The sequence below is a fragment of the Nocardia sp. NPDC005366 genome, assembly GCF_040606855.1.
Classification (GTDB): domain Bacteria; phylum Actinomycetota; class Actinomycetes; order Mycobacteriales; family Mycobacteriaceae; genus Nocardia.
In genome coordinates, this window is record NZ_JBEXFQ010000014.1 from 40042 (window position 1) to 61692 (window position 21651).

At 66.4% G+C, this 21651-nt stretch carries 19 protein-coding genes, 1 other RNA gene and 1 pseudogene; 16 read left to right on the forward strand and 5 right to left on the reverse strand.

Translation table 11 applies throughout. The annotated features are described in order from the left end of the window. The first annotated feature begins 395 nt into the window (after window positions 1-395). Window positions 396-1094, forward strand: coding sequence for a hypothetical protein (locus ABZS43_RS17775; protein ID WP_355036985.1), 699 nt, complete (start codon window positions 396-398; stop codon window positions 1092-1094). 30 nt (window positions 1095-1124) lie between these two features. On the opposite strand, the gene ABZS43_RS17780 is transcribed toward ABZS43_RS17775, so the two are convergent. Together ABZS43_RS17780 and ABZS43_RS17785 are read right to left on the reverse strand one after the other, a co-directional pair. Continuing rightward, window positions 1125-1580: a hypothetical protein gene (locus ABZS43_RS17780; RefSeq protein WP_355036986.1), complete on the reverse strand. Its 456-nt coding sequence runs from the start codon at window positions 1578-1580 to the stop codon at window positions 1125-1127. A gap of 91 nt (window positions 1581-1671) precedes the next feature. Continuing rightward, window positions 1672-2286 (reverse strand): TetR/AcrR family transcriptional regulator, encoded by a 615-nt coding sequence (locus tag ABZS43_RS17785; RefSeq protein ID WP_355036987.1) that lies wholly within the window; start codon window positions 2284-2286, stop codon window positions 1672-1674. 84 nt (window positions 2287-2370) lie between these two features. Here ABZS43_RS17785 and ABZS43_RS17790 point away from each other — a divergent pair, with 84 nt between their 5' ends. Together ABZS43_RS17790 and ABZS43_RS17795 are read left to right on the forward strand one after the other, a co-directional pair. Then, window positions 2371-3774 (forward strand): oxygenase MpaB family protein, encoded by a 1404-nt coding sequence (locus ABZS43_RS17790; protein ID WP_355036988.1) that lies wholly within the window; start codon window positions 2371-2373, stop codon window positions 3772-3774. A 285-nt stretch (window positions 3775-4059) separates the two neighbouring features. Next, the gene (locus ABZS43_RS17795; protein WP_355036989.1) at window positions 4060-5241 is read left to right on the forward strand and encodes a hypothetical protein; all 1182 of its coding nucleotides are present in this window, start codon (window positions 4060-4062) and stop codon (window positions 5239-5241) included. Between the two features lie 58 nt (window positions 5242-5299). Here ABZS43_RS17795 and ABZS43_RS17800 read toward each other — a convergent pair whose 3' ends face one another. Continuing rightward, window positions 5300-6229, reverse strand: a complete 930-nt coding sequence (locus ABZS43_RS17800; RefSeq protein WP_355036990.1) for an NAD-dependent epimerase/dehydratase family protein — start codon at window positions 6227-6229, stop codon at window positions 5300-5302. A 153-nt stretch (window positions 6230-6382) separates the two neighbouring features. Between ABZS43_RS17800 and ABZS43_RS17805 the strand changes: the two genes are divergently transcribed. The 3 genes from ABZS43_RS17805 to ABZS43_RS17815 all read left to right on the forward strand — a co-directional run bounded on the left by ABZS43_RS17805 (window position 6383) and on the right by ABZS43_RS17815 (window position 10336). Further along, window positions 6383-7081 (forward strand): WHG domain-containing protein, encoded by a 699-nt coding sequence (locus ABZS43_RS17805; protein WP_355036991.1) that lies wholly within the window; start codon window positions 6383-6385, stop codon window positions 7079-7081. Window positions 7082-7190: 109 nt separating this feature from the next. Then, window positions 7191-9227 carry a CocE/NonD family hydrolase gene (locus tag ABZS43_RS17810; RefSeq protein WP_355036992.1) on the forward strand — a complete coding sequence of 679 codons (2037 nt, stop codon included), beginning with the start codon at window positions 7191-7193 and terminating at the stop codon, window positions 9225-9227. A gap of 110 nt (window positions 9228-9337) precedes the next feature. After that, a complete protein-coding gene (locus ABZS43_RS17815; RefSeq protein WP_355036993.1) occupies window positions 9338-10336 on the forward strand; it encodes a diiron oxygenase in 999 nt (332 codons plus the stop codon). A gap of 9 nt (window positions 10337-10345) precedes the next feature. Here ABZS43_RS17815 and ABZS43_RS17820 read toward each other — a convergent pair whose 3' ends face one another. Continuing rightward, on the reverse strand, window positions 10346-11074 hold the full coding sequence (locus tag ABZS43_RS17820; protein WP_355036994.1) for a TetR/AcrR family transcriptional regulator: 729 nt from the start codon (window positions 11072-11074) through the stop codon (window positions 10346-10348). Window positions 11075-11306: 232 nt separating this feature from the next. Here ABZS43_RS17820 and ABZS43_RS17825 point away from each other — a divergent pair, with 232 nt between their 5' ends. From ABZS43_RS17825 to ABZS43_RS17835, 3 genes are all read left to right on the forward strand, one after another. Beyond that, the gene (locus ABZS43_RS17825; RefSeq protein ID WP_355036995.1) at window positions 11307-12671 is read left to right on the forward strand and encodes a flavin monoamine oxidase family protein; all 1365 of its coding nucleotides are present in this window, start codon (window positions 11307-11309) and stop codon (window positions 12669-12671) included. Between the two features lie 212 nt (window positions 12672-12883). Further along, the gene (locus ABZS43_RS17830) at window positions 12884-13222 is read left to right on the forward strand and encodes an Lsr2 family protein (protein ID WP_355036996.1); all 339 of its coding nucleotides are present in this window, start codon (window positions 12884-12886) and stop codon (window positions 13220-13222) included. 134 nt (window positions 13223-13356) lie between these two features. Continuing rightward, window positions 13357-13761, forward strand: coding sequence for a hypothetical protein (locus ABZS43_RS17835; RefSeq protein ID WP_355036997.1), 405 nt, complete (start codon window positions 13357-13359; stop codon window positions 13759-13761). Between the two features lie 304 nt (window positions 13762-14065). Here the strand turns inward: ABZS43_RS17835 and ABZS43_RS17840 are convergent. Continuing rightward, a pseudogene (locus tag ABZS43_RS17840) lies at window positions 14066-14800 on the reverse strand (alpha/beta hydrolase). A gap of 326 nt (window positions 14801-15126) precedes the next feature. On the opposite strand from ABZS43_RS17840, the gene ABZS43_RS17845 reads away from it, so the two are divergent. The 7 genes from ABZS43_RS17845 (at window position 15127) to ABZS43_RS17875 (ending at window position 21617) form a co-directional block, all read left to right on the forward strand. After that, a complete protein-coding gene (locus tag ABZS43_RS17845; protein ID WP_355036998.1) occupies window positions 15127-16698 on the forward strand; it encodes a protein kinase in 1572 nt (523 codons plus the stop codon). A 251-nt stretch (window positions 16699-16949) separates the two neighbouring features. Continuing rightward, window positions 16950-17645 carry a type 1 glutamine amidotransferase domain-containing protein gene (locus ABZS43_RS17850; RefSeq protein WP_355036999.1) on the forward strand — a complete coding sequence of 232 codons (696 nt, stop codon included), beginning with the start codon at window positions 16950-16952 and terminating at the stop codon, window positions 17643-17645. 171 nt (window positions 17646-17816) lie between these two features. Further along, on the forward strand, window positions 17817-18689 hold the full coding sequence (locus tag ABZS43_RS17855) for an aldo/keto reductase (RefSeq protein ID WP_355037000.1): 873 nt from the start codon (window positions 17817-17819) through the stop codon (window positions 18687-18689). A gap of 147 nt (window positions 18690-18836) precedes the next feature. Next, window positions 18837-18968, forward strand: a complete 132-nt coding sequence (locus ABZS43_RS17860; protein ID WP_355037001.1) for a hypothetical protein — start codon at window positions 18837-18839, stop codon at window positions 18966-18968. A 327-nt stretch (window positions 18969-19295) separates the two neighbouring features. Then, complete coding sequence (locus ABZS43_RS17865) at window positions 19296-19880, forward strand: biotin transporter BioY (RefSeq protein ID WP_355037002.1); 585 nt, start codon at window positions 19296-19298, stop codon at window positions 19878-19880. Continuing rightward, window positions 19873-20991, forward strand: a complete 1119-nt coding sequence (locus tag ABZS43_RS17870; protein WP_355037003.1) for an AMP-binding protein — start codon at window positions 19873-19875, stop codon at window positions 20989-20991. The genes ABZS43_RS17865 and ABZS43_RS17870 overlap by 8 nt, the downstream gene beginning before the upstream one ends. A 553-nt stretch (window positions 20992-21544) precedes the next feature. Continuing rightward, an RNA gene (locus ABZS43_RS17875) (hammerhead ribozyme type II) lies at window positions 21545-21617 on the forward strand. Window positions 21618-21651: the final 34 nt, after the last annotated feature.

Below are 21651 nucleotides of genomic sequence, written 5' to 3' on the forward strand. Positions count from 1 at the left end.
GTGATACTTCGTGCGCGGGAGAACAAATCGGATACGGTCGGCACCGTGCCCCGCACCGCCCCGGGCGGCGCGGCGATCCCGGCTCCTACCGGGCCGCTCCGGCGAACGGCCAGGACGAGCGATCACATGAAAGGCGTTGTCGCATGCCAAGGTCGGAAACTGCGATTGCCGGCCTCCTACGAGCATCGCGCGGTCCCGTGATCGGTCTCACCGCAGCCGGCGCAGTCGTGGTCCCATTGGTGATGTCGACCGGAAACGGGTGGCTCGCCCTCGCGCTGGTGCCCGGCACCTGGTTGGTGGGAGGCGCTCGGCCTGTGGGTTTGGTTGTGCTGTTCAGCGAGCGGCGTTGGATTATCGCGCTGACCGGATGGGTGTTCATCCTGTCGGGGACTCTGGTGACCGTCGCGGCGATCAGCGAGCTTCTACGCGGATCGTCCTGGCGGTGGCCCCTCGTGGTGGTCGGCGCGCTCGTCGCCGGAGTGGTCGTGTGGCTTGCGGTGGCTGTCGAGGTCGGAATCACGTGGATGACAAAGCATCTCAACGCATACGAATCGATCGTCGATCGCGTCGACCGCGGCCCCTTCGACTCGAATACCCCCATGGGTGAGATATCCGCAGCGCTCACGACAGCCAACCAAGCCTGTCGCGCAATCGAGCGACCGCGGCCCCCATTCATGACCGCTTACGGGCAGGCCATGGCCAAGACTGCCGTATTTCTTCGTCTGGTGGCGTCTGAACGGGCCAGGTCCGGGGATCACGAGCGGGCACTGAGCCTGTCCGAAGCGGCTTCGGTCGCGGGTCGCAACGCTAGCGAAGGAATATTCGGCGAGTCGTTTCTGGATGAATACTGCCGGTGCCTGTCGTTCCAGGCACTGTGCTTGACCGAGGCCGACAGGCTCGATGAAGCGGTGACCATCGGTGCGAAGGAAATCGATTCGGCGCGCGAACTCGATGCCGACAGACTCGGACCGCGCAATACCGCATCGCTCGTATTCGCACTGAAACATCAGGCGCAACGACTGGAGCGGCTGGGGAGGAAGACCGAGGCAGAGCAACTCGCAGCGGAAGCGCGGGTACTCGACACCGACCTGTGAGCGTCAGGTGATCGCGCGGCGGTTGCTCCGTTACCGCCGCAATCGGTCTCGCAACCAGGACCAACCGCCGGTGGACCACAGTGCGATCGCGATCAGGACAGGCTGGAAGAACAACCGGAGAAACCGCTTGCCGTCGGTGTCGAGACCGAACGCGTCGACATGCTCTCGCCACTGGCCGATATTTCCGGGAAAGACCGCGATGAAGAACGCGGCGGTGACGACACCGACGATCGGCCGCCATCGGCGGATCGCGAAGAGCAGGGCCAGGCCCAGCACGATCTCGACGACGCCCGAACCGAGCACCACCAGATCCTCGTCGGGCGGAACCCACGCGGGGACCTGAGCTCGAAATTCTTGACGGGAGAAGCTGAGATGGCTGATGCCGGCGAAGGTGAGACCGGCTCCCAGCCACAGGCGTGTGAGTACGCGAAGCACCCCCGCGAGGCGGGAAGGGGATGTTGGGTCCGATGTCTCCGGGGCGCTCATGCCGTGATCGTCGCAGAAGCATTGTGCACGATCAAGTTGTCGGCTTTGTAACAGAAGGGCGCCGCTGAGCGGCTCGCGGCGGCGCGGCCGTTCAGGCGAGAATGCAACGCCCTAGTTGGTCGACGAGCATGGCCACGAATTGTTCCCGAGTGAACGGCGTGTTCCGCGAGACGTACCGAAAAGACAGCTGGGCTGCGGTTTCGACCATGAGCCAGGAAGCGCTGGTGGTGTCGAGGTCGGGCCGCAATTGCGCACGGTTGGCCTCGAGCCAGGCCGAGCAGATGTCCTTGAGCCGTTGCAGTTGTTCCTCTAATGCGTCGAGAACGCCCACGCTGGGCACTTGCTCGACGATCACGCGCAGCAAGGGCAAGTGCGTGATCTCGATATCGATCATCGCGGTAACGCTGATGTGGAGTACTTCCAGCGGCGGCAAGTCGAGGCTGGGCTCGAGCATCTCGACCATCCGAACGCCCATCTGCTCGCAGAACCGATTCAACACGGCGACAACAATCGCGTTCTTGTCCGGAAAGTATTGGTACAGAGAGCCTTTGCTGATCCCCGCGCGTTCGGCCACTCGGTTCGTCGACGTCGCGGCGTAACCGGACTCGGTGAGTACGGCCTCGCCGGCGTCGATGATCCGCTGGACCATTTCACGCGAGCGTGTCTGGCTGGGGGTCTTCCTGGTAGGCGCCACTCGATCGGTCACGAGCACATCCTCTCAGATCAGACCTTGTATGCGACCGATAGGTCGCATATGGTGGGGAGCGAGCTTTCGGCGAGGAGGTCGTCAATGAGCACTGCGTCGACGCATGCTGGCGATGGGCAGATACCCGCGAAGGGAACGCATCCCTTCGACTACTACTACCGTCCGGGCATGGAGTTGCGGCCGCTGCCGCCGCGGGTTGGGCTCGCGCCAGCGTGGATTCCGCTGCGGCGGTTGTTGTTTTCGTCGTTCATGACGGTCGAGGACAAGCCGGCGTCGACGCCGATCACCAGCCTGGCCGCCGACCATCTCTGGCAAGGCGACGAGTTGATGGACGACGTGGCGCTGATGTTCAAGCGCGTCGGACCCCGGCATGGGCGGGCGATGCTCCTTCGAGCACTCGATGACGGTATCGAATCGCTGGAGAATCCGCCGGCAGAACTCATGGCGTTGTTCGCGCACTTGGACAACCCACCGCCCTGGTACGACCCGGATATCTTCGAGCGAGGGCGGGTTCTGTACGCGACGACAACCGTTTTCGGCACCGTGGGCACGTTCCTCTTCGATGCGGTACTGAACGCGCTGTACGAGGAAGTTTCGAACGCGGTCGGGGAGACGGGGAGGTCCCTTCGCGAACCCGTGCTCCGGAATGCGGAGGCTTTTCATTGGCTGTCCAGCCTGGCGCATCCCGGATCCATGGACCGAAATTCCCAACCGTTCAAGGACACCGTCCGGGTGCGGTTGATGCACGCGCAAGTTCGCTACGGACTCCGCCGGACCTGGGGCGACGAGGTCTTCGCCGAAAATGGCAACCCGATCACCGCCTCGACCACGGCCAGCGCGATCGGGGTGCTCGGGCTCAGCATGTTGCTGATAGATCATGGTCTCGGCCGCCGACGCAGTCGAGAAGACCGCGACGCTGTCACGATGTTCTGGTCCTACATCGTGTACATTCTCGGCGTTCCCGACGAACTCGTTCCGAAGAACTCCCACGAGGCGATGGAACTGGCCGATTTCATGATGGCGACGGCTGGACGTCCGACGAAGTGGTCTCCTGGATTGGCGAGCGGACTTCAGGAATTGCTGGAGGCATTGCTGGAAGGCATTGACAACCGAGTGCTCCGCGCCTGCGCGGGCAGGATCGGTGTTCCACTCGTGTATGGATACATGACCTATATTGTGGGCGAAGACCTTGCGCGCGAGTTCACGCGAGGATCGCCGGCCGAGCGCTGCAACCTCGAACGGTGGTCTCGGGTCATGCATGTCGTGGCCGCGACTGTGGCTCGTGCTACTGCGGTGAAGGATCGACTGCCCGGCGCCGACAGCAGGACCCGCCGGGCCGCCAGAGATGGCAGTGCACTGCAGAACATCATTCTGAGGTTGATGAATGACGCTGTATCCAGGAAGAATGGAAACCAGACGTATACGTTTGCGGCGCATGACAAAACCAATCGGTCTGGCTCGGTTGATCGACTGCCGCGACCGAGGTAGCACAGCCGCGTGGGTTCGAGCCGAGCCGCGCCGGCTTACGAATCGTGCGCTCCTCCAACACGTCCCGTGCCGGACGCGCAACCGATACCTTCGGCGGAATCCCGCCTCGACCACACCTGAACCGCCAAGACCGGCAACAAGATACACGATCCTCGAGGATCGCTGGACGCATTTGCGGAACGCTTGGCAAACATAGATTACTTAGTTAATGTCTAGAACTTGGATAGCGTTGTCACCTCGAAATCTGACACGCGGCGCTGCCGAATTCACTTACGGGAGTCGAATATGCGAAGGTCCTCTGGTGTGATCGCCGCGGTAGTGGTCGGAGTGACGGCGCTTGTTGTACCGAATGCGGGGGCCGGCCCCCTCTCGCCGCTCCCACGCACTCCGGGCAATTGCTCACCGCTCGGGGCGAACATCGGGTACGTCGCGAACTTCGGCGACGACAACGTCCTGAAGATCGATCTGAACACCAACACGGTCATTCAGACGATCGGCGGGTTCAGCAACCCGTGGGGGGTCGAACTCAATGCCGACGGGTCCCTGCTGTACGTCAACTCCGTCGTGTCGCCGGGTGATCCGAACAGGAACGACATAGCGGTGATGGACACCTGCACAAACGCCATCCTCGAGAAGATTCCGACGGTCGGCCCGGGCTACTTGCAGGTCTCCTCCGACCACAAGTGGATCTACGCCCCGAATCTCCTCGCCGACGGCCTCCAGTTGATAGATGCGGCCACGGGGGCCGTGGTCCGCAACTATCCGACCCCGCCCTTGACCCAAGCCGGAGTGAGCTTCGACCAGAAGACATTGTGGGCCGCGGCGATGCCCAACCTGGTCTACACCCTCGACATGGCCACCGGGCTCCCCGACGGTCCATCGATCGATCCCGAGGGCATCCTGCCGCTCCAGTTCACGATGTCACAGGACGGCTCGAAGCTTGCGGTGGCGGATTTCGCCGACAGGGTCGCGATCATCGACACGCGGCCGGGTAGCTCGACCTATCGGCAGGTCACGGCCACCTACAACACCGGATCTGGTTCGCAGCCGGGGATTTCGGCGTTCAGTCCCGACGGCCGTTACCTGTGGGTCGGCGGCTACAGCGGGCAGGTCTCGGTGATCGATCTACAGAACCGAGAATTCACGTGCTGGAATCTGCGAGCGAATGCGTTCGGCACCACTGTCTCCGAAGACGGCAAGAAGGTGTACCTCACCTCCACGCCGAACGGCACCGTCGTCCCCGGTACTGGCTTCGGGGCTCTAGCCCTGGAGGCTTTCAAGGTGTTTCACCCCGGTGGCGTCGTCCACATCTACGACGCGGAGACCATTTACCGCACAATGACGTTCGGGACGACGCCCAATTGTTCCGCGACCACGCAGAGTAACGCTCCGGAATTCGGCACCATCGCAGCGGGCAACGTTCCCATCGCTGTCGCCACACTGAACAGTGCGGGTCATATTCCCTGACGACGTGTCGCTGCCGCCCTGATCGACCGGCACCGCTGACGTCCTCCCCGACGACCGCTCACGCCTGGGTTTTCCACCAGGCGACGGTGGCGGCGACCGCCTCGTTCAATGGGGTCGCGTCCAACCCGAGTCGCCGCTGGCTGAAGCTCGAATCCAGCTCGATCGGCCCGGCGAGGTGGTAGCTCATCTCGGCCATTTCCCGCATCATGCCGTTCACCAGGCTGATCGCGCGCATCATCCACGGCGCGAGGACGACGACTTTCGGATTGTCGATTCCGGCGGCACGGCCGATGAGCCCGATCAGTTCGCGCTGCGTGATCGCGGGTGCGGTCGGGGCGTGCAGGAAGGAATTCCACAGATCGGGATTCGCGGCGGCACGGATCATCGCGGCGGCCAGATCGGGGACGTAGGTGAAGGAATGGGGGAGATCGAGTCTGCCGAGCGCTGTGCCGCGCTTGCCCGCGAGAATCGGTGCGACGAGCGTCTCCCCGGCGACCGAGCTGCGGACGTGGGGTCCCAGGAAATCGGCCGCCGCCACGCTGACGGTCGGGGTAGCGTGCGCGTCGCGGGCCCGCAGCAGTGCCGCCCGGACCGCCGGTTTGCCGAAATCGGCGTCGCGCGACATGTTTTCGGTGATTCGGCCGGTGACCCTGCCGTAGGAGTAGACGCTTTCGGGGAAGGCGACCACCGCGCCTGCCCGGCCCGCTTCGTCCATGACGAGCTGTTCCATGCCGGGAAGTTCCGCCCACCAGGTGGCCGCCTCGTACTTCGAGGCGTGCACGCAGTGGTAGATCGCGGTGGCGCCGTCGAACCGGCCTGCCAGCTGTTCGGGATCGCTGATATCGACGCGGTGGCGCTGTACGAGCGGGTGGTCGGGGCCGCCGCCGGACCGGGTCAGGACGCGAACCGTGTGGCCGGAGGTGGCGAGTTGTTCGGCGACGGTGGCGCCGACGGGTCCGGCTCCGATGACGATATGCAGTTGCGACATGGTCGATCCTCTTCGTTGACGCCCAGTGGGCGATGGTCACTTTCGAGAGCGATGCTCTCCGTATGAAGTCGAGCATGGCCCGGCGCGCCGTTCTTGTCAAGAGCAGTGCTCTCATTAGTTGACAACGCTCTCTGGTGCGAGCATCGTGGCCATATGCCGACGACACCCCGCGCACGCGCTCGCGCCCAGACCATGGAAGACATCGTCAGAATCGGCCGCGAACACCTGGCGGTCGACGGCGCTTCGGCGCTGTCGTTGCGCGCGGTGGCGCGCGATCTCGGTGTCGTCTCCTCGGCCGTGTACCGCTATGTCCGCAGTCGCGACGAATTGCTCACCCTGCTCGTCGTGGATGGATACAACGCACTCGGCGACGCCGTCGACGCCGCCCTGGCCGGGGCCCCCGATGATCCGGCGCAACGGCTGCGGATCCTCGGCCGGGCGGTGCTGCGCTGGGCGCGCGCCGAACCGGCAAGGTACGGACTGCTTTTCGGTACGCCGGTGCCCGGATACGACGCGCCCGCGGAACAGACGACGGTACCGGGCACCCGGGTGATCGTCGCCATGCAGAAAATCTTCGCCGACGCCTACGGACGCGGACTGCTCACCCCGCCCGATCCGCTGCCGCGCGTCTCCGGTCCGCTCGCCGCGAGTTTCGCCGCGATCCGGACGGAATTCGCGCTCGACGTTCCCGATTGGTTGATGGCGCGGGGTGTGACAGCGTGGCCCGCGCTCTTCGGCGCGGTCACCTTCGACGTCTTCGATCAGTACGGCGCGGACACCTTCGCCGATCGCGACGAACTGTTCGAATTGCAGCTCGACGGATTCCTGGACATGCTCGGCTTCCATCGCTGAATCGCGCCGGGGCGCACATTGACTGTTGCCCGGAGATGTACGCGGAGTTACAGTTACCCGCCAGTAAGGCAGGCGATGTCCTCGGCGGCATCGAAACAAGTGGGGATTCATGAACAGACGGCGTCGTCTTGTCCGGATCGCCGTCACCTTCGTGGTGACGATGGTCGCGATCAGTACCGGCGTGATGTCGGCGCAATCCGGACGGGCGGTACCCGACGGGGCGGCGCTGGGGGCGCAGTGGACCGCGACGCACGACGGGCCGCGCGCGTACCCGAATGTCTTTATCCAATGGGACGTCCCGATCACCATGAGCGACGGCACCGTCCTGAAGGGCAATGTGTATCACCCCGCCGATGCCGATGGCCGTCCGATCCAGGAGCGGACCCCCACCATCGTCAACCTGACGCCGTATTCGAAACTCGTTGCCAACGTGGCTGATTCGGCACTGAGCGTGCCGGTGCTCGGTGACGCCCTGATGGATGTGCTGAACAGATTCGATCTCTCGGGTCTCGGACTCGGCGGACTCACCGAAGTGGCGCGAGCGCTGCCCGCGGGCGCGGCGCGAACCTTCGCCGTCGATCGCAAACTGATCCAGAGCGGGTACACCCAGGTTGTGGTCGACGTCCGTGGAACCGGATTCTCGCAGGGCGTCTGGCAGGTCTTCGGGGAGCGTGAACAGGCCGACGGCGTCGAGGTCGTGGATTGGGCGGCCGCCCAGCCGTGGTCCAACGGCAAGATCGGGATGAGCGGCATCTCGTATTCGGCCATCAACCAGTTGCAGACCGCCGAACGCGGACCCGACGCACTCCAGGCGATCTTCCCGGTTGTCCCCGGAAGCGATCTGCTGCGTGATATCGCCGCGACCGGCGGCGGTGTCGGTGTCGGCTTCCTGCCGCTGTGGTTGTTCGCGGTCAACGGCGCCAAATGGGTTCCGGATGTGCAGTCCATCGTGACCGGCAATTTCGACTGGAAGTGGCTCGCCGATCGCGTGCAGGATCCGATGACCTTCTTCGACTACCTGTTCGCCGCCCTGACGGTGCCGAGCGTGGACGAGATTCCGGAGAATCTGATGAACCTGCTCCAGGACAGCACCCCGGTGCGTAACGCCTGGCTCGGACATCCGGAGAAGATCGACATCCCGACCTTCGTCTATGGCGGCTGGCACGACATCTTCACCTATTCCTCGCCGCGGGTCTACAACGCGCTGAACGTGCCCGCGAGCCGGAAGAAACTGATCATGGGCGACACCTACCACCTGACCACCGGCAACGGTCTCGGTCAGCCGGGCGGGCCGCCGCGGTTGGACGTGCTGCAACGGGCGTGGTTCGACCGGTGGCTCAAGGGGATCGACAACGGCATCGATTCCTATGATCCGGTGACGCTGTGGCAACAGGGCGGCGGCTGGACGGGCGGCGCCGAATTCCCGCGCGCCGGGGCCGATTACCGGCGCATGTATTTCGATCCCGCCGTTTCGGGCACTGCTCGCAGTTCCTATGACGGCACGCTCGCGCCCGCCCCCGGTGGTTCGGCGCGGCTCACCGTCGCCCCCGCCCTGCTCACCCTGTGTTCGCGCGATTCGGCCACGGGTACCGCGGGTGCGACCGCCCTGCTCGATATCTGCGCCAAGGACGGACGCATCAGCGAGGCCGACGCGCTGACCTTCACCAGCGCGCCCGTCGCCGAACCCACGGTGATATCCGGACCCATTGCCGCCCACCTGAATACGGTGCTCGACAGCACCGATGGCTACTGGGCGGTGACCGTCAACGATGTGGCGCCCGACGGCCGCTCCACCGTGTGGACCAGCGGTCAGCTCCAAGCCTCGCTGCGCGCGGTGGACGATCGGAAGGCCACCCGGTCGCCGAACGGCGACTACACCGATCCGTATCCGATTCTCACCCTCGACGCCCGTCGGCCGATCGTGCCCGGTGAACCGACTGTCGTCGATATCGGGCTGCCCGCCACCGACGGCGTGCTGCAACCCGGCCATCGGTTGCGTATCGATATCTTCGCACTCAACCTTCCGCGTGGCCTGCCGCTGCGTCCACTGCTCAACGAAAGCGAGTTGAAGCCACAGCATCTCGAACTCGACCCGGCCCGGCCGAGCTGGGTCAACATTCCCGTCCTCGGCGATCCCGGATGGTGAGCAGTCCGTCCGGGGGTATTGTCTGGGACCGGGAGTCCCATATATTCTGATGTCACGCGCAATCGCGCATCGCCGTCGCCGCTCGTCGCGGCCGGAACGAGGAGGCATCGATGACGCTGTCCGAATCGGTCGGCGCCGAACTGTTCGACCAGGGTTACCGGGAAACGCTGGCGACCCTGTCCGAGGGTTCGGTGCACCGCAAATTCGACCCGTACCTGGATATCGACTGGGACGGACCGGAATTCGCCATCGACCCGGAGGATCCGCGATGGATCCTCTCACCGGAATACGATCCGCTCGGTGCGACCGCGTGGTACCGGAGTCTGCCGACGCGACGGCAGATCGAGATCGGCACATGGCGTATCGCGAACGTGATCAAGGTCGGCGCGGCGTTCGAGAGCGTACTGATCCGCGGCATGCTGCAGTACGTCATGAAACTGCCCAACGGCGCACCCGAGTTCCGGTACTGCATGCACGAGATGACCGAAGAGTGCAATCACATCCAGATGTTCCAGGAATTGGTGAACCGCATCGGTGTCGACGTTCCCGGGATGCGCCCGATCTTTCGCGCGCTCTCGCCGTTCATCGGGGTCGCGGGCGGGTACGCGCACGTCATCCTGTTGATCGGCGTACTCGGCGGCGAGGAGCCGATCGACCACTATCAGAAGGCGGTCATCCGCGACGGCGGGAATGTCCCGCCCGCGGTGCTGCGCACGATGGAGATCCACATCGCCGAGGAAGCCAGGCATATCTCGTTCGCCGGCGAATTCCTCGCCGCGCATCTGAAGCGGATGAGCGTGCCGGGAAAGATGGTGTCGGCCTTGGCCTTTCCGCTCGCCATGCGCTGGCTCGCGGGGGAGATCATGGCTCCGCCGAAATCCTTCGCCGAGCGTTTCGGCATTCCGGACGAGGTGATGCGGGAGGCGTTCTGGGACGGACCCGAGCAGCGCCGCATCCTGTCCGGCTATTTCGGCGATATGCGCAAACTCGCCCGCGAACTGGGACTGATGAACCCGGTGACCGAACGGCTGTGGTCGATCTTGAATATCGGCGGGACGCCCTCACGCTACCGCGGCGAACCGGAGCGCCGGATGCGCGCGGTCGCCTGACGGGGCGAGTCACGGCTCGGGCGTAGCCAATCGCTCGAGGACGGCCAGCAGTGGTTGCTCGGGATCGAGCACGAGTCGATGCGCGCGGGCCACGCCGTCGAGCACGCTCCACGCGTAGCTCGCGAGTTCGGCGACCAGTCGATCGCGGTCGAGGGCGGGTTCGGGATCGTGCGCCCAGCGGGTGACCGTCGCCTCCGTCATCGCGACGATGGCGAAGGTCATGGTGTCGACGACCGGTTCGTCCACGACGCCGATCACCCCGGCCAGGCCGGAGACGAGCCGCCGAGTCCTGGTGGCGATGGAGGTCTGGAGGCTGCTCATCGCGTTCATGTCGTCCGGATCGCCGAGGGCGGGCCCACGGCGCAGGAATTCGTGCAGCCGGGGATGCCGGTCGATCCAGTCGACCACCGCGCCGATGGATCGATGCAGGATCTGGTGGATCGACCCGGCGGTGACGTCGAGTGCGGTGTCGAGCGTATCGGTGAACTGCTCGCAGATGGCCGTCCTGGTGCGGCGATCGAGTTCATCGCGACCGGAGAACTGCCGGTACACAACGGATTTCGAGAGTCCGGCGCGCTCGGTGATCGAGCGCATCGGCACCTCGACCCCGGCGGGGCCCTCCTCGAGCAGTGCGATGACGGCCGCGACGATGCGCTCGCGCCGCTGGTCGTTGTGCGGCTGCCACCGCGCCTGCCTGCCCCCGAGGGGCGGCGAGGTGGGTGACGAGGGTGGCGGCACCCGGCCGAGTCTAGCGGCGCGGTCTCGTGGTCGTCCTCGGCGATCTCGCGGTCGGGCCCGGCGATCTCGCGGTCGGGCCCGGCGATCTCGCGGTCGGGCCCGGCCTATCGGTGGCCCGGACTCCGGCCCGTCCTGGATCGCCTGCGCCGAAGATGGTCGAGTTCGCCGAGAGACCCGCGGAAGGCGCATACGGTGTGTATGTCGGAGATGGCCCGTACGAAGGTGGCTCGTCATGGAGAAGTCGGCGGACGTCGTCGTGGTCGGCGCCGGAATCGCGGGGCTGGTCGCCGCGCGGGAATTGGCCCGAGGCGGACGCGAGGTGCTGGTGGTCGAGGCGCGTGAGCGCGTGGGCGGGCGGCTGCTCAACGCGGAGCTGGCGGGCGGCCTGCCGATCGAGGTCGGTGGTCAGTGGGTCGGGCCGGGGCAGGACCGGGTGCTCGCGTTGATCCGCGAACTGGACTTGAAAACCTTCCCCACCTTCACCGACGGTCGCCATATCGCCGAACTCGGCACGGCGCGGTCGGAGTACACCGGTCGAATTCCGAGGCTGAATCCGGCGGCACTGGCCGATATCGCCCAGACGCAGTGGCGGTTGGACCGGATGGCACGCCGGGTCGCCGCGCGGGAGCCGTGGCTGGCCGAGGACGCCGACCGCCTGGACGGGCAGACCTTCGCGACCTGGCTGCACCGAACCGCCCGCACCCGTGACGGGCGGGCCTTCTTCCGGCTGATCACCGAGGCGGTGTTCTCCGCCGGTCCCGAGGATGTGTCGGCACTGTGGGCGGGTTTCTATATCGGCGCGGCGGGCGGCCTCGACGCGTTGATCAATACCGAGGGCGGGGCGCAGCAGGATCGCATCGTCGGCGGTTCGCAGCGGATTCCCCTCGCGCTGGCGGAGCGACTCGGCGATCGACTGCTACTCGGCGCCCCGGTCGGCGCGATCGAATGGGATGCCGCGGGGGTCCGTGTCATCGCGGGCGGCACCGTGGTCCGGGCCCGTCGCGCGGTACTCGCGATCCCACCGCCGCTCGCCGCTCGGATCCGCTTCACGCCAGGGCTGCCGGGTGATCGCGATCAACTCGTCCAGCGCATGCCGATGGGCCGGGTGATCAAGGTGAATGTCGTCTACGACGAACCGTTCTGGCGTCGTGACGGTTTCAGCGGTCAGGCCAACAGCGATAGCAGGCCGCTCGGTACGGTTTTCGACAATACGCCGCACGAGGGCGCTCCCGGCGTACTCGTCGGATTCCTCGAGGGCCGCCACGCCGATATCGGCGCGCGCCTCGGCCCCGGCGGGCGTCGGGCCCAGGTGCTCGCCGATCTGGTCGGCTATTTCGGGCCGAAGGCGGGGGATCCGATCGACTACATCGAACGGGATTGGGCGGAGGAGGAATTCAGCCGCGGCTGCTACGGCGCCTTCGCCGCGCCCGCGACCCTCACCCGCTTCGGCCGGGCCTTGCGCGCCCCGATCGGGCCACTGCATTGGGCGGGAACCGAAACTGCCACGCGCTGGGCGGGTTACATGGACGGCGCGGTCGAATCCGGCCAGCGCGTTGCCAGGGAAATCGCCCCCACGGCGATCGTTTCACCCGCATAGCGGATACGATGCCTCCCGGAGGCTGCCCGGCGGTTTCCACGCAGAAGGGGTCGTGGACAAGGGATTCGACCCGCTCGAAGTTCGGAATGCGGGCGATGACATACTTCGAAGCTCGATCTGAACGCGAGCGTACGAGGCTCGCGCGCTATTCTGCTGACAGCGTCACGGAAAACACCGAAGGCAGTACCGAATACGACACGAGGGGGCTTGCTATGGCCGAGAAGGTGACTGTCACCCTGGTCGACGACTTCGACGGAACTTCGATCGCCGACGAAACCGTTCAATTCTCCCTGGACGGTGTGCATTACGAAATAGATCTGTCCACCGCCAACGCCGCCCGACTGCGCAATTCGCTCGCGCCGTGGGTCGAGAATGCGCGTCGGACCGGTGGTCGGACGAAACGTTCGCTCATCGCGAAGACGCCATCCGCGGCCGACCGCGAGCGCAGTGCGGTCATCCGTGATTGGGCACGTCAGAACGGTCATCCCGTTTCTTCGCGCGGTCGGGTCGCGTCCGGGGTGGTCGAGGCGTACGAACGGGCGACGGCCTGAGTTCGGCGTTGGGAGACTTCACAAACCGGATTCACTCCCTTTCGGGCGTTTGCTCGAGTCGGGCGGTCGACGCGAACCCGCGGCTGTGGCGCCGCTAACGTCGATTGCGAGTTCGCGGCAGGTGGAGGAGTGCGATGGATGTGGACGGAACGCGTGAGCCCCGGTCGAGTCCATCCGCCCCGCGTGGTTTCATCGGACAGGCCGGAGCCGAGTTCTCCGCGGCGTTTCGCGAAGGGCTCGACCGCGCGATAGCGATGCTCGACGATCTCGACGAAACGGGCGTCGTGCTGGCTCGGCTCGAATTGGCGGCGGCGCAGCGTGCGCGTGAAGGGGTCCCGATCGAGGCGGTGCACAACGCCGTTCACGACAGCGTCCGAATGTGTTTCGGACTCGTCGAACCCACCGCCGCGCATTCCGTCGCGGGTATGAAAGTCGACGGCGTCCGCATGGTGGAAGTACTGGAATTGTTGACCTCGGCCGTGTGCCGCGGGTATGGAATTCCGCGCGGCGACGGTTCCCCGTATGAGGATGCGCGATAGGCGCGAGCAAATAGACTGGACTGCAAGTACCGCAAACCGAATGGTTTGATTTGATCGAATCCGATCGAGCCGCCAATTCTTTTCAACCGGAAGTCACCTTTGGCGACGGCTGCCTACGAGAACACGGGCTTCGAAAGCGCGGTGTACGGAAAGTGCGCAACGTGACTACGCCGCACTGGGAGATGTGGCGGAGCTGAGAACGTCTGCCGGCTACCGCTCATCGAGGAGGGCCGGGACCCGTCCTCGACGAGCGGCGTCACGGCCGAGGGCTCCTATCGTGTGCTGTGGGCCTGACGGGCCGGTCTCACTTCAGGTGCCGGGCGAAGAACCGGTTCGCCTCTTCTCCCGCGAACTGCGGGACGCCGGTGTGCCCGCCCATATTGGCGTGCAGCGTCTTCTCCTCGGAGCCGAAGGCGTCGAACAGGTCCAGGGCCATCTGCCGGTCGTTTCCCTCGTCGTCCCATTACAGCAGGACATGCAGCGGAATGGTGACTTGGCGGGCCTCCTCGAATATGGCGCGGGGCACGAAACTCCCCGCGAACAGAACGGCGGCCGAGATGCGCGGCTCGACCATCGCCAGCCGGGTGCCGATGGAGATCACTCCTCCCGAATACCCGACCGGGCCGCCGATCTCGGGCAGCTCGAGAAGGGCGTCCAGGGCGGCCCGCCATTCCGGGACCGCCTGGTCGACCAGTGGGAGGATGAGCCGGTCGACGATGTCGTCGGTGACCGGCTCACCGGCCTGCAACGCCCGGTGCAGGTCGGCGCGGGCCTGATCGACGGCAGCGGAACGGGGCCGCTCACCGCTACCGGGGAGTTCGATGGCGGCAGCGGCGTAGCCCGCCGCCACGGCGTACCGTGCCCTGGCCAGCAGTCGCGGGTACATCTTCTGTAGTCCGGCGGCGGAGTGGCCGAGCAGGATCAGCGGCGCCGGTGTGGATGCGGCTGCGGGCGTCCAGAGGATGCCGGGGATTTCGCCGAGGGTGAATTCGCGTTCGACGACGCCGTCGCCGGGGCGCTGTTCGGAAGTGAATCGCATGGTCGTGTCTTCTTTCGGGAGTGCTGTCGAGCGGCGCTCCCGGACGACCTATCGCCCGACCGTGACCCCGGAGGGGAGCACCCATGTCGATACTGCGTTCACGGGTACCACCTCCTCGTTCTCTGGCACGGACTCCGGAAAAGTAGCAGCGGCGGCCGTGGCCCGGCAACGGGTTTTCGCGGAGGCTGCGGGGGCGGATGTCACGGAGCCGATCGCCTGAAGGCCAAGGCCGCCGGATCTTCTCGTGCGCCTGGTCGCGGCGATACAGCGCGGTCGGCGGATCTCCCGGTCGCGGTGGCGGCGATCGCAGGCGATACGGTCGGGATGTGTCGGTGCAGAGCGCGGGTGGCTCGTTCGGGAACTACCACCTCGAACGCTTGGTAGGTCGTGGCGGTATGGGTGAGGTGTGGTTGGCGCGCGACCGCACCGGCAGCACCGTCGCGTTGAAGGTGTTGTCCGCGGCGTATTCCGCCGATCCGGGATACCGGCGCCGTTTCGAGCGGGAGGCGCGGTTGGGCGCCCAGGTGCGCAACCCCCACATCGTGCCGATCCGTGCCTTCGGCGAGGTCGATGGTCATCTGTTTTTGGAGATGGCCTTTATCGAGGGTGTCGATCTGGCCACGCGGCTGCGGTCGGGCCCGTTGGTGCCGAGTCGGGCGGTCGAGGTCGTCGTCCAGGCCGCGGAGGCGCTGGATGCCGCTCATGCGGCGGGGCTCGTTCATCGGGATGTGAAGCCGGGCAATATCCTCGAGGACACCAGCGGTTTCGTGTATCTGATCGATTTCGGTATCGCCCGCGCCGCCGACAGCAGCGCCCTCACGGCTACCGGCCTGGTGGTAGGCACGATGGGCTATATGGCGCCGGAGCGGTTCACCGGCACGGCCGATGCCCGATCGGATGTCTATTCGCTGGCCTGCGTGCTGTATGAAACCCTCACGGGGAACCTCCCGTATGGTGGCGGCGACCCGGCACGGCAGATGCGCGCGCATTTGATGTCCGAACCCCCGCGTGCCTCGGCGACTGGCCGCGGTGTCCCGCCCGCGCTCGACGCTGTTATCGCCCGCGGTATGGCGAAGGAACCGGGGGAGCGCTATGCCAGCGCCGGTGAATTCGCCGCCGCGGCGGGTGCGGTCTTGGGCCGGCCCGAATCGGCGCAACCCACCCCGCCGACGATATCGGCCACGCACCCGCCTACCCGCGTCATGACCGCCGTCGGCCCGCCCCCGACCCTGGCCGAGACCCGGCCGACGTCGCGAACGCCCGAGCCCCGGACATTCTCAGCCGCGTCGGTCGCGCATCCAGACCCTCGGCGAAAGCTTCTGGTGCGCAGATGGTTACCGGTCGCCGCGGGGCTGGCACTCGTCGCCGCGGCGGCGGTGTGGCTGCTGAGCGGTGTCCTCGGGTCTGACTCCGCTCCAGGCACGAGGACCTCCGTTGCTGTCCCGACCGTTTCCCAGCCGCCCGCGAGCGGTGAACAACCCCCGGTTCCGGCTGGCGCGGTGCGCGACGGGAACTTCGCTTTCACCGTGACCGAGGTGATGTCCAACGTGACCCGCACCGGTGCGGTGGCACCCGGCGGTTCCTACACCATCGTGACGCTGACGGTCACCAATATCTCCCAGGGCGGGCAAGTCTTCCGCATCGCCGATCAGCGCCTGATCACCGCCGCGGGCCGCTCCCTGGTCCCCGACGCGACCGCGACCACCGAACTCGACCCGTCCGGCAACGGCGTCGACCAGATCGATCGCGGCAGTACCCGCACGATCCGGCTGGCCTTCGACCTACCCGACAAGGACAAGAACGGCAAGAAGAACAACAACAAGAAGGCCGACGTCCCGAGCCAACTGGTCCTGCACGGCGCCCCGTCGTCCCCCGGCGTGACCGTGCCGGTCGCCTGATCGCCGGGCCCCGCGGCATTTCGCTCTCGGTCGTCGCGGGACCGAGACGGAGTACCGTCGTCTTGGACGTGTCACGCGCCGAGGGGGCCACGCTCAGGGGCCCGAGGTGCGCTACCACGGTCGCCGAGCCGAGGGAGTGAGCCGAGGACTCCGTGTGCTCGACCCTTGCCGAGGGTCCCACCTCGGGCAGCACGACGATCCGGTGTTCGTCGCCGGATCGCGGAAACCGAAACCGAATCCGGAGGTAGGAGATGTCGACGATCCTGTTCGTGATGACCGGTGCCGACCATTGGACGCTCGCCGACGGTAGTAAACATCCGACGGGATACTGGGCCGAGGAGGTGGTCGCGCCATACCGGGCGTTCAAGGACGTGGGCCACGAAATCGTGGTGGCGACACCCGGCGGCGTCGTGCCCACCGTCGATCAAGGCAGTCTCGCCCCCGAGGTCAATGGCGGGCCCGAGCGTGCGAAGGAGATCGCGGCGACACTGCGGGCCGCCACCGAACTCGCGCATCCGATCCGCCTCGATGAGGTGAATCTCGACGACTACGACGCCGTCTACTATCCGGGCGGGCACGGGCCGATGGAAGATCTCGCTGTCGACGTGACATCGGGGGCGCTGCTCACCGCCGCGCTGGCCACGGGGAAACCGCTCGGCGTTGTCTGCCACGGGCCTGCCGCGCTACTGGCTACCTCCGACGCCGAAGGGCGCTCCCCGTTCGCCGGATATCGGATCGCCGCGTTCACCAATGCCGAGGAAACGCAGGCGGGACTCGCGGACAAGGCGAAGTGGCTGCTCCAGGATCGACTGATCGCGATGGGCCTCGACGTCGAGGAAGGCGAGCCGTGGGCCCCGAACGTCCAGGTCGACCGCAACCTCTACACCGGCCAGAATCCGGCTTCCTCGGACCCGCTGGCCGCGCTGATGGTGCAAGCTCTGCACTGACGACCTCGGGGTCGGCGGGTCTTTCGTCCGGCGGCGGAATGTCCGTCGCGGTCGCGGTGTTGCGGCAAGGAGCGCGCCGCCACCGCGTGCGGCGTGTCCGATCAGGTGGATCCACCCGGCGGGCGGCCACCATGCCCGCCGAGCCGACTCCCGCAAAGGATATGACGTTTTATGACCACCGATACCAGCACCCGGCCCGCCGATGCCTCAGGAACGTTCGCCCTCGGCGGTGACCTTCCGGTACATCGGCTCGGTTACGGAGCCATGCAGATCACCGGTCCCGGCGTATGGGGTGATCCCGCTGACCCGGATGAGGCCGTGCGCGTGCTGCGCCGTGCGGTCGAACTGGGCGTCAACTTCATCGACACCGCCGATTCCTACGGTCCCTTCGTCAGCGAGTCCCTGATCCGCAAGGCGCTGCATCCGTACCCCGATGATCTCGTCATCGCGACCAAGGCCGGTTTGACCCGCTCCGGGCCGGGGGACTGGCGCCCGGTGGGGCGGCCCGAATATCTGCGCCAGCAAATGGAATTGAGTCTGCGCCACCTCGGGGTGGACCGGATCGACCTCTACCAGTTGCATCGCATCGACGCCAAGGTGCCCCTCGCCGATCAGATCGGCGCACTGCTGGAGTTCCAGCGCGAAGGCAAGATTCGTCATATCGGCGTCTCCGAGGTGAGCGTCGAACAGCTCGCGCAGGCTCGCGAGATCGCCGATATCGTGTCGGTGCAGAATCTGTACAACCTGGCCAACCGTCGGTCCGAGGATGTCTTGACCTACGCCGAGGCCAACGGCATCGCCTTCATCCCGTGGTTCCCCATCGCGACCGGGGAACTCGCCCGTCCCGGCGGCCCGCTCGATACCTTCGCCCGGCAGCATCGGGCTACTCCGTCGCAGCTGGCGCTGGCCTGGCTGCTGCGTCGATCCCCGGTGCTGCTGCCCATTCCCGGCACCTCATCGGTCGCGCACGTCGAGGAGAACACCGCGGCGGCCACGATCGAGCTCACCGACGAGGAATTCGCGGCACTGACGGCCGCGGTCTGATCCGACCGGTGACACGGCGACGGTGCGCGCGGGCACGAATCCACCACGACCGAGCCCGACGGCCCGTCTACCAGCCGGACGTTTGATCGGCCGAGTGTGGGTAGTCGGTTGTATGGCAAGCGCATTCGATTCTGGAGGATCGTCGACATGGTTACCCATACACACTGGTCGGACCGCCGCTCCGCAGAACGACCCGGTTCCGGCACATCCGGCCAGCTGCTGATCGGCGTGTGGATCCTGCTCGTCGCCGTGACGAGTATCGCGCTGGCGTTGCTCTGATCGTCGGCCACCGCGTGAAGAGGCCACCGCGTGAAGAGGCCACCGCGTGAATTAGCCACCGTGTGAATCAGCCACCGTGTGAACAAGTGACCCGCCCGGCGATGTGTACACATCGCCGGGCGGATCGCTTCCCCGTACGCCGTGTGGACGCCGCCACGCCTCACGGCAGGGTCAAGCATAGGGGGTAGGCCCGGCTGTTGCTGCGACGCCGCGCCGAAAGTGATTGTGTTTCAGACCGTGTGGGTGTTTCGACGTGCCCGGTCGAGATCGTCCGCCCGCCGACCTGCTACCTTGAACGCCGTTCAAGTCTGTAGTGGAAGGTCGTCCATGGAGGGTGTGGAGAACTCGCGCGCGCGGCGGGCCGGAATGTCCGCGCGGGATATGGCGCAGATCGCCGTATTCGCCGCGCTGATCGCCGCACTCGGGCTGCCGGGGGCCATCACGGTGGGATTCAGCGGGGTGCCGATCACGGTGCAGACCCTCGGCGTGATGCTGGCCGGAGCGGTGCTCGGGGCGCGCAAGGGCACCGCGGCGGTCGTCGTATTCCTCGCGCTGACCCTGATCGGCCTGCCCCTGTTGTCCGGCGGACGCACGGGACTGACCGCGTTGGCGGGACCGAGCGCGGGCTACCTGATCGGGTGGATACCCGCCGCGTTCGTCATCGGCCTGCTCACCGAACGTATTCTGCCGAAGTACCCCATCGCCCTCGGCGCCGCCAGCAACGTGCTGGGCGGAATCGTGGTGATCTACCTGTGTGGAATCGTCGGGCTGCTGCTGCGCACCGATCTGGGATTTCGCGAGTCGATCACGACCAATTTCGCCTTCATCCCGGGTGACCTGCTGAAGGTCGCCGCGGCGACGGTAGTGGCCAAGGGAGTGCACCGCGCGTATCCGGGCCTGACCGGTGCCTGAGGCGGCGCTCGGCGCAACGGGTGACCGACCGGCGATCGTCGCGCACGGCCGCGCCTACACCTACGGGGAACTCGACCACGCGATCGATGAGTGGATCGAGGGATCGGACGCCGAGGTCTACGACGCCTCGGATCTCGCCCTGGCCGACGCGTTGATCTGCGTCCTCGCCGCCGCGCGTCGCGGTATCGCGGTGCTGGTGGAGAATCCCGAATTCCGTCCGCGGCGTTCGAGCATTCCCGAATCGGCCTTCCTGCTGGTGGCGACCTCGGGTTCGACCGGTTCGCCCCGGCCACTGGCCAGGACTGCGGCGTCCTGGTACGACAGCTTCCCGGCGTTCACCGCGATCACCGGGGTGCGGGACAACGATCACGTGCTGGTCACCGGCCCGCTGCACGCCACGATGCACCTGTTCGGCGCGCTGCACGCCCTGTGGTGCGGCGCGTGTGTCACCGATGATCCCGAGCTGGCGACGGTCGTGCACGCGGTTCCCGCCGTACTGCGCGACGTGGTGGCCTCCGCGCCCCGATTACGGACCGCGATCGTCGCGGGGATCGCACTCGATGACGGCGCGATCGCGGCGGCCGGGCAGATCGAGATCGTCGAATACTACGGATCCTCCGAAGTCTCCCTCGTCGCCGCGCGCCGGGTGCCCGAGCCGCTGCGTCTGCTCGACGGTGTGGAAGCCGATGTCCGCGACGGACTGCTGCATATCCGATCGCCCTATTCGGTCATCGGGGCGCCCGGCTGGTACGCGGTCGGTGATCTCGCCGAACTCGGCGAGAACGGGGAACTGAGGGTGCGCGGGCGCGGCGATTGCGTCATCAATGTCGGTGGAACGACGGTCATCGCCGAGGATGTGGAGCGGGTTCTGGAATCCCTCGACGGAATAGTCGCCGTCGCCGTGATCGGATCGCCGCACACGGTATTCGGTGAGATCGTCACCGCCGCACTGGAATTGGATGACGCGGTGGGTCTGGACGTGATCCGGTCGACCGCGCGGGAGCTGCTGACGAAGGAAGCCATGCCACGGCGCTGGCTCGCCGTCCCCGCGCTGCCGAGAACCGCGTCGGGCAAGGTGGCCCGATCTCAGGTGCGGGAACTACTCGGATGACCGCGGTTCTGGTCGCGCCGCGACGGACTCCGATCGGTAATGCCGGACACGGGTTCGCCACGCTGACGACCACCGATCTGGCCGCACCCGTCCTGCGTGAGGTCCTGTCGACGGTGCGTGCGTGCGGTATCGACGCGGAGGTGGACGATGTCGTGCTCGGCAACTGCCTCGGCCCCGGCGGCGATCCGGCGCGCGTTTCGGCATTGCGGGCCGGGCTGGGTGTGCAGGTGCCGGGCGTGACGGTCGACCGGCAATGCGGTTCCGGACTCGACGCGGTGATGCAGGCGGTGCTGCGGGTCAGCGGCGGCGCGGACGATCTGATCCTGGCCGGGGGAGTGGAATCGGCGAGCACCGCGCCGTGGCGTTTCTGGCCGCCGATCGCGGGAGCCGATCCCGTGCGATATACCCGCGCCCCCTTCGTGCCCCCGGAATTCCCCGATCCCGATATGGGCGTCGCGGCCGATGAACTCGCGCGGGTCCGCGGCATCAGCCGCGAACGGCAGGACCTGTACGCGGCCCGATCGCACGCCCTGGCCGCGGCGACGGATTTCTCGGCCGAAATCGTGCCCATCGGCGCGATCTCCCGCGATGAACGCATCCGCGCGGGTCTGACGACGCAGCGGCTGGCCAGGCTGCGCCCGAGTTTCGGCGCCGACGGCA

Excerpts from the sequence above, each read along its gene's own strand:
- ABZS43_RS17850 (WP_355036999.1), top strand. The coding sequence starts at position 16,950 with ATGTCGACGATCCTGTTCGTGATGACCGGTGCCGACCATTGGACGCTC.
- ABZS43_RS17835 (WP_355036997.1), top strand. The coding sequence starts at position 13,357 with ATGGATGTGGACGGAACGCGTGAGCCCCGGTCGAGTCCATCCGCCCCG.
- ABZS43_RS17790 (WP_355036988.1), top strand. The coding sequence starts at position 2,371 with ATGAGCACTGCGTCGACGCATGCTGGCGATGGGCAGATACCCGCGAAG.
- ABZS43_RS17800 (WP_355036990.1), bottom strand. The coding sequence starts at position 6,229 with ATGTCGCAACTGCATATCGTCATCGGAGCCGGACCCGTCGGCGCCACC.
- ABZS43_RS17815 (WP_355036993.1), top strand. The coding sequence starts at position 9,338 with ATGACGCTGTCCGAATCGGTCGGCGCCGAACTGTTCGACCAGGGTTAC.
- ABZS43_RS17810 (WP_355036992.1), top strand. The coding sequence starts at position 7,191 with ATGAACAGACGGCGTCGTCTTGTCCGGATCGCCGTCACCTTCGTGGTG.
- ABZS43_RS17780 (WP_355036986.1), bottom strand. The coding sequence starts at position 1,580 with ATGAGCGCCCCGGAGACATCGGACCCAACATCCCCTTCCCGCCTCGCG.
- ABZS43_RS17860 (WP_355037001.1), top strand. The coding sequence starts at position 18,837 with ATGGTTACCCATACACACTGGTCGGACCGCCGCTCCGCAGAACGACCC.
- ABZS43_RS17795 (WP_355036989.1), top strand. The coding sequence starts at position 4,060 with ATGCGAAGGTCCTCTGGTGTGATCGCCGCGGTAGTGGTCGGAGTGACG.
- ABZS43_RS17805 (WP_355036991.1), top strand. The coding sequence starts at position 6,383 with ATGCCGACGACACCCCGCGCACGCGCTCGCGCCCAGACCATGGAAGAC.
- ABZS43_RS17865 (WP_355037002.1), top strand. The coding sequence starts at position 19,296 with ATGGAGGGTGTGGAGAACTCGCGCGCGCGGCGGGCCGGAATGTCCGCG.
- ABZS43_RS17855 (WP_355037000.1), top strand. The coding sequence starts at position 17,817 with ATGACCACCGATACCAGCACCCGGCCCGCCGATGCCTCAGGAACGTTC.
- ABZS43_RS17825 (WP_355036995.1), top strand. The coding sequence starts at position 11,307 with ATGGAGAAGTCGGCGGACGTCGTCGTGGTCGGCGCCGGAATCGCGGGG.
- ABZS43_RS17830 (WP_355036996.1), top strand. The coding sequence starts at position 12,884 with ATGGCCGAGAAGGTGACTGTCACCCTGGTCGACGACTTCGACGGAACT.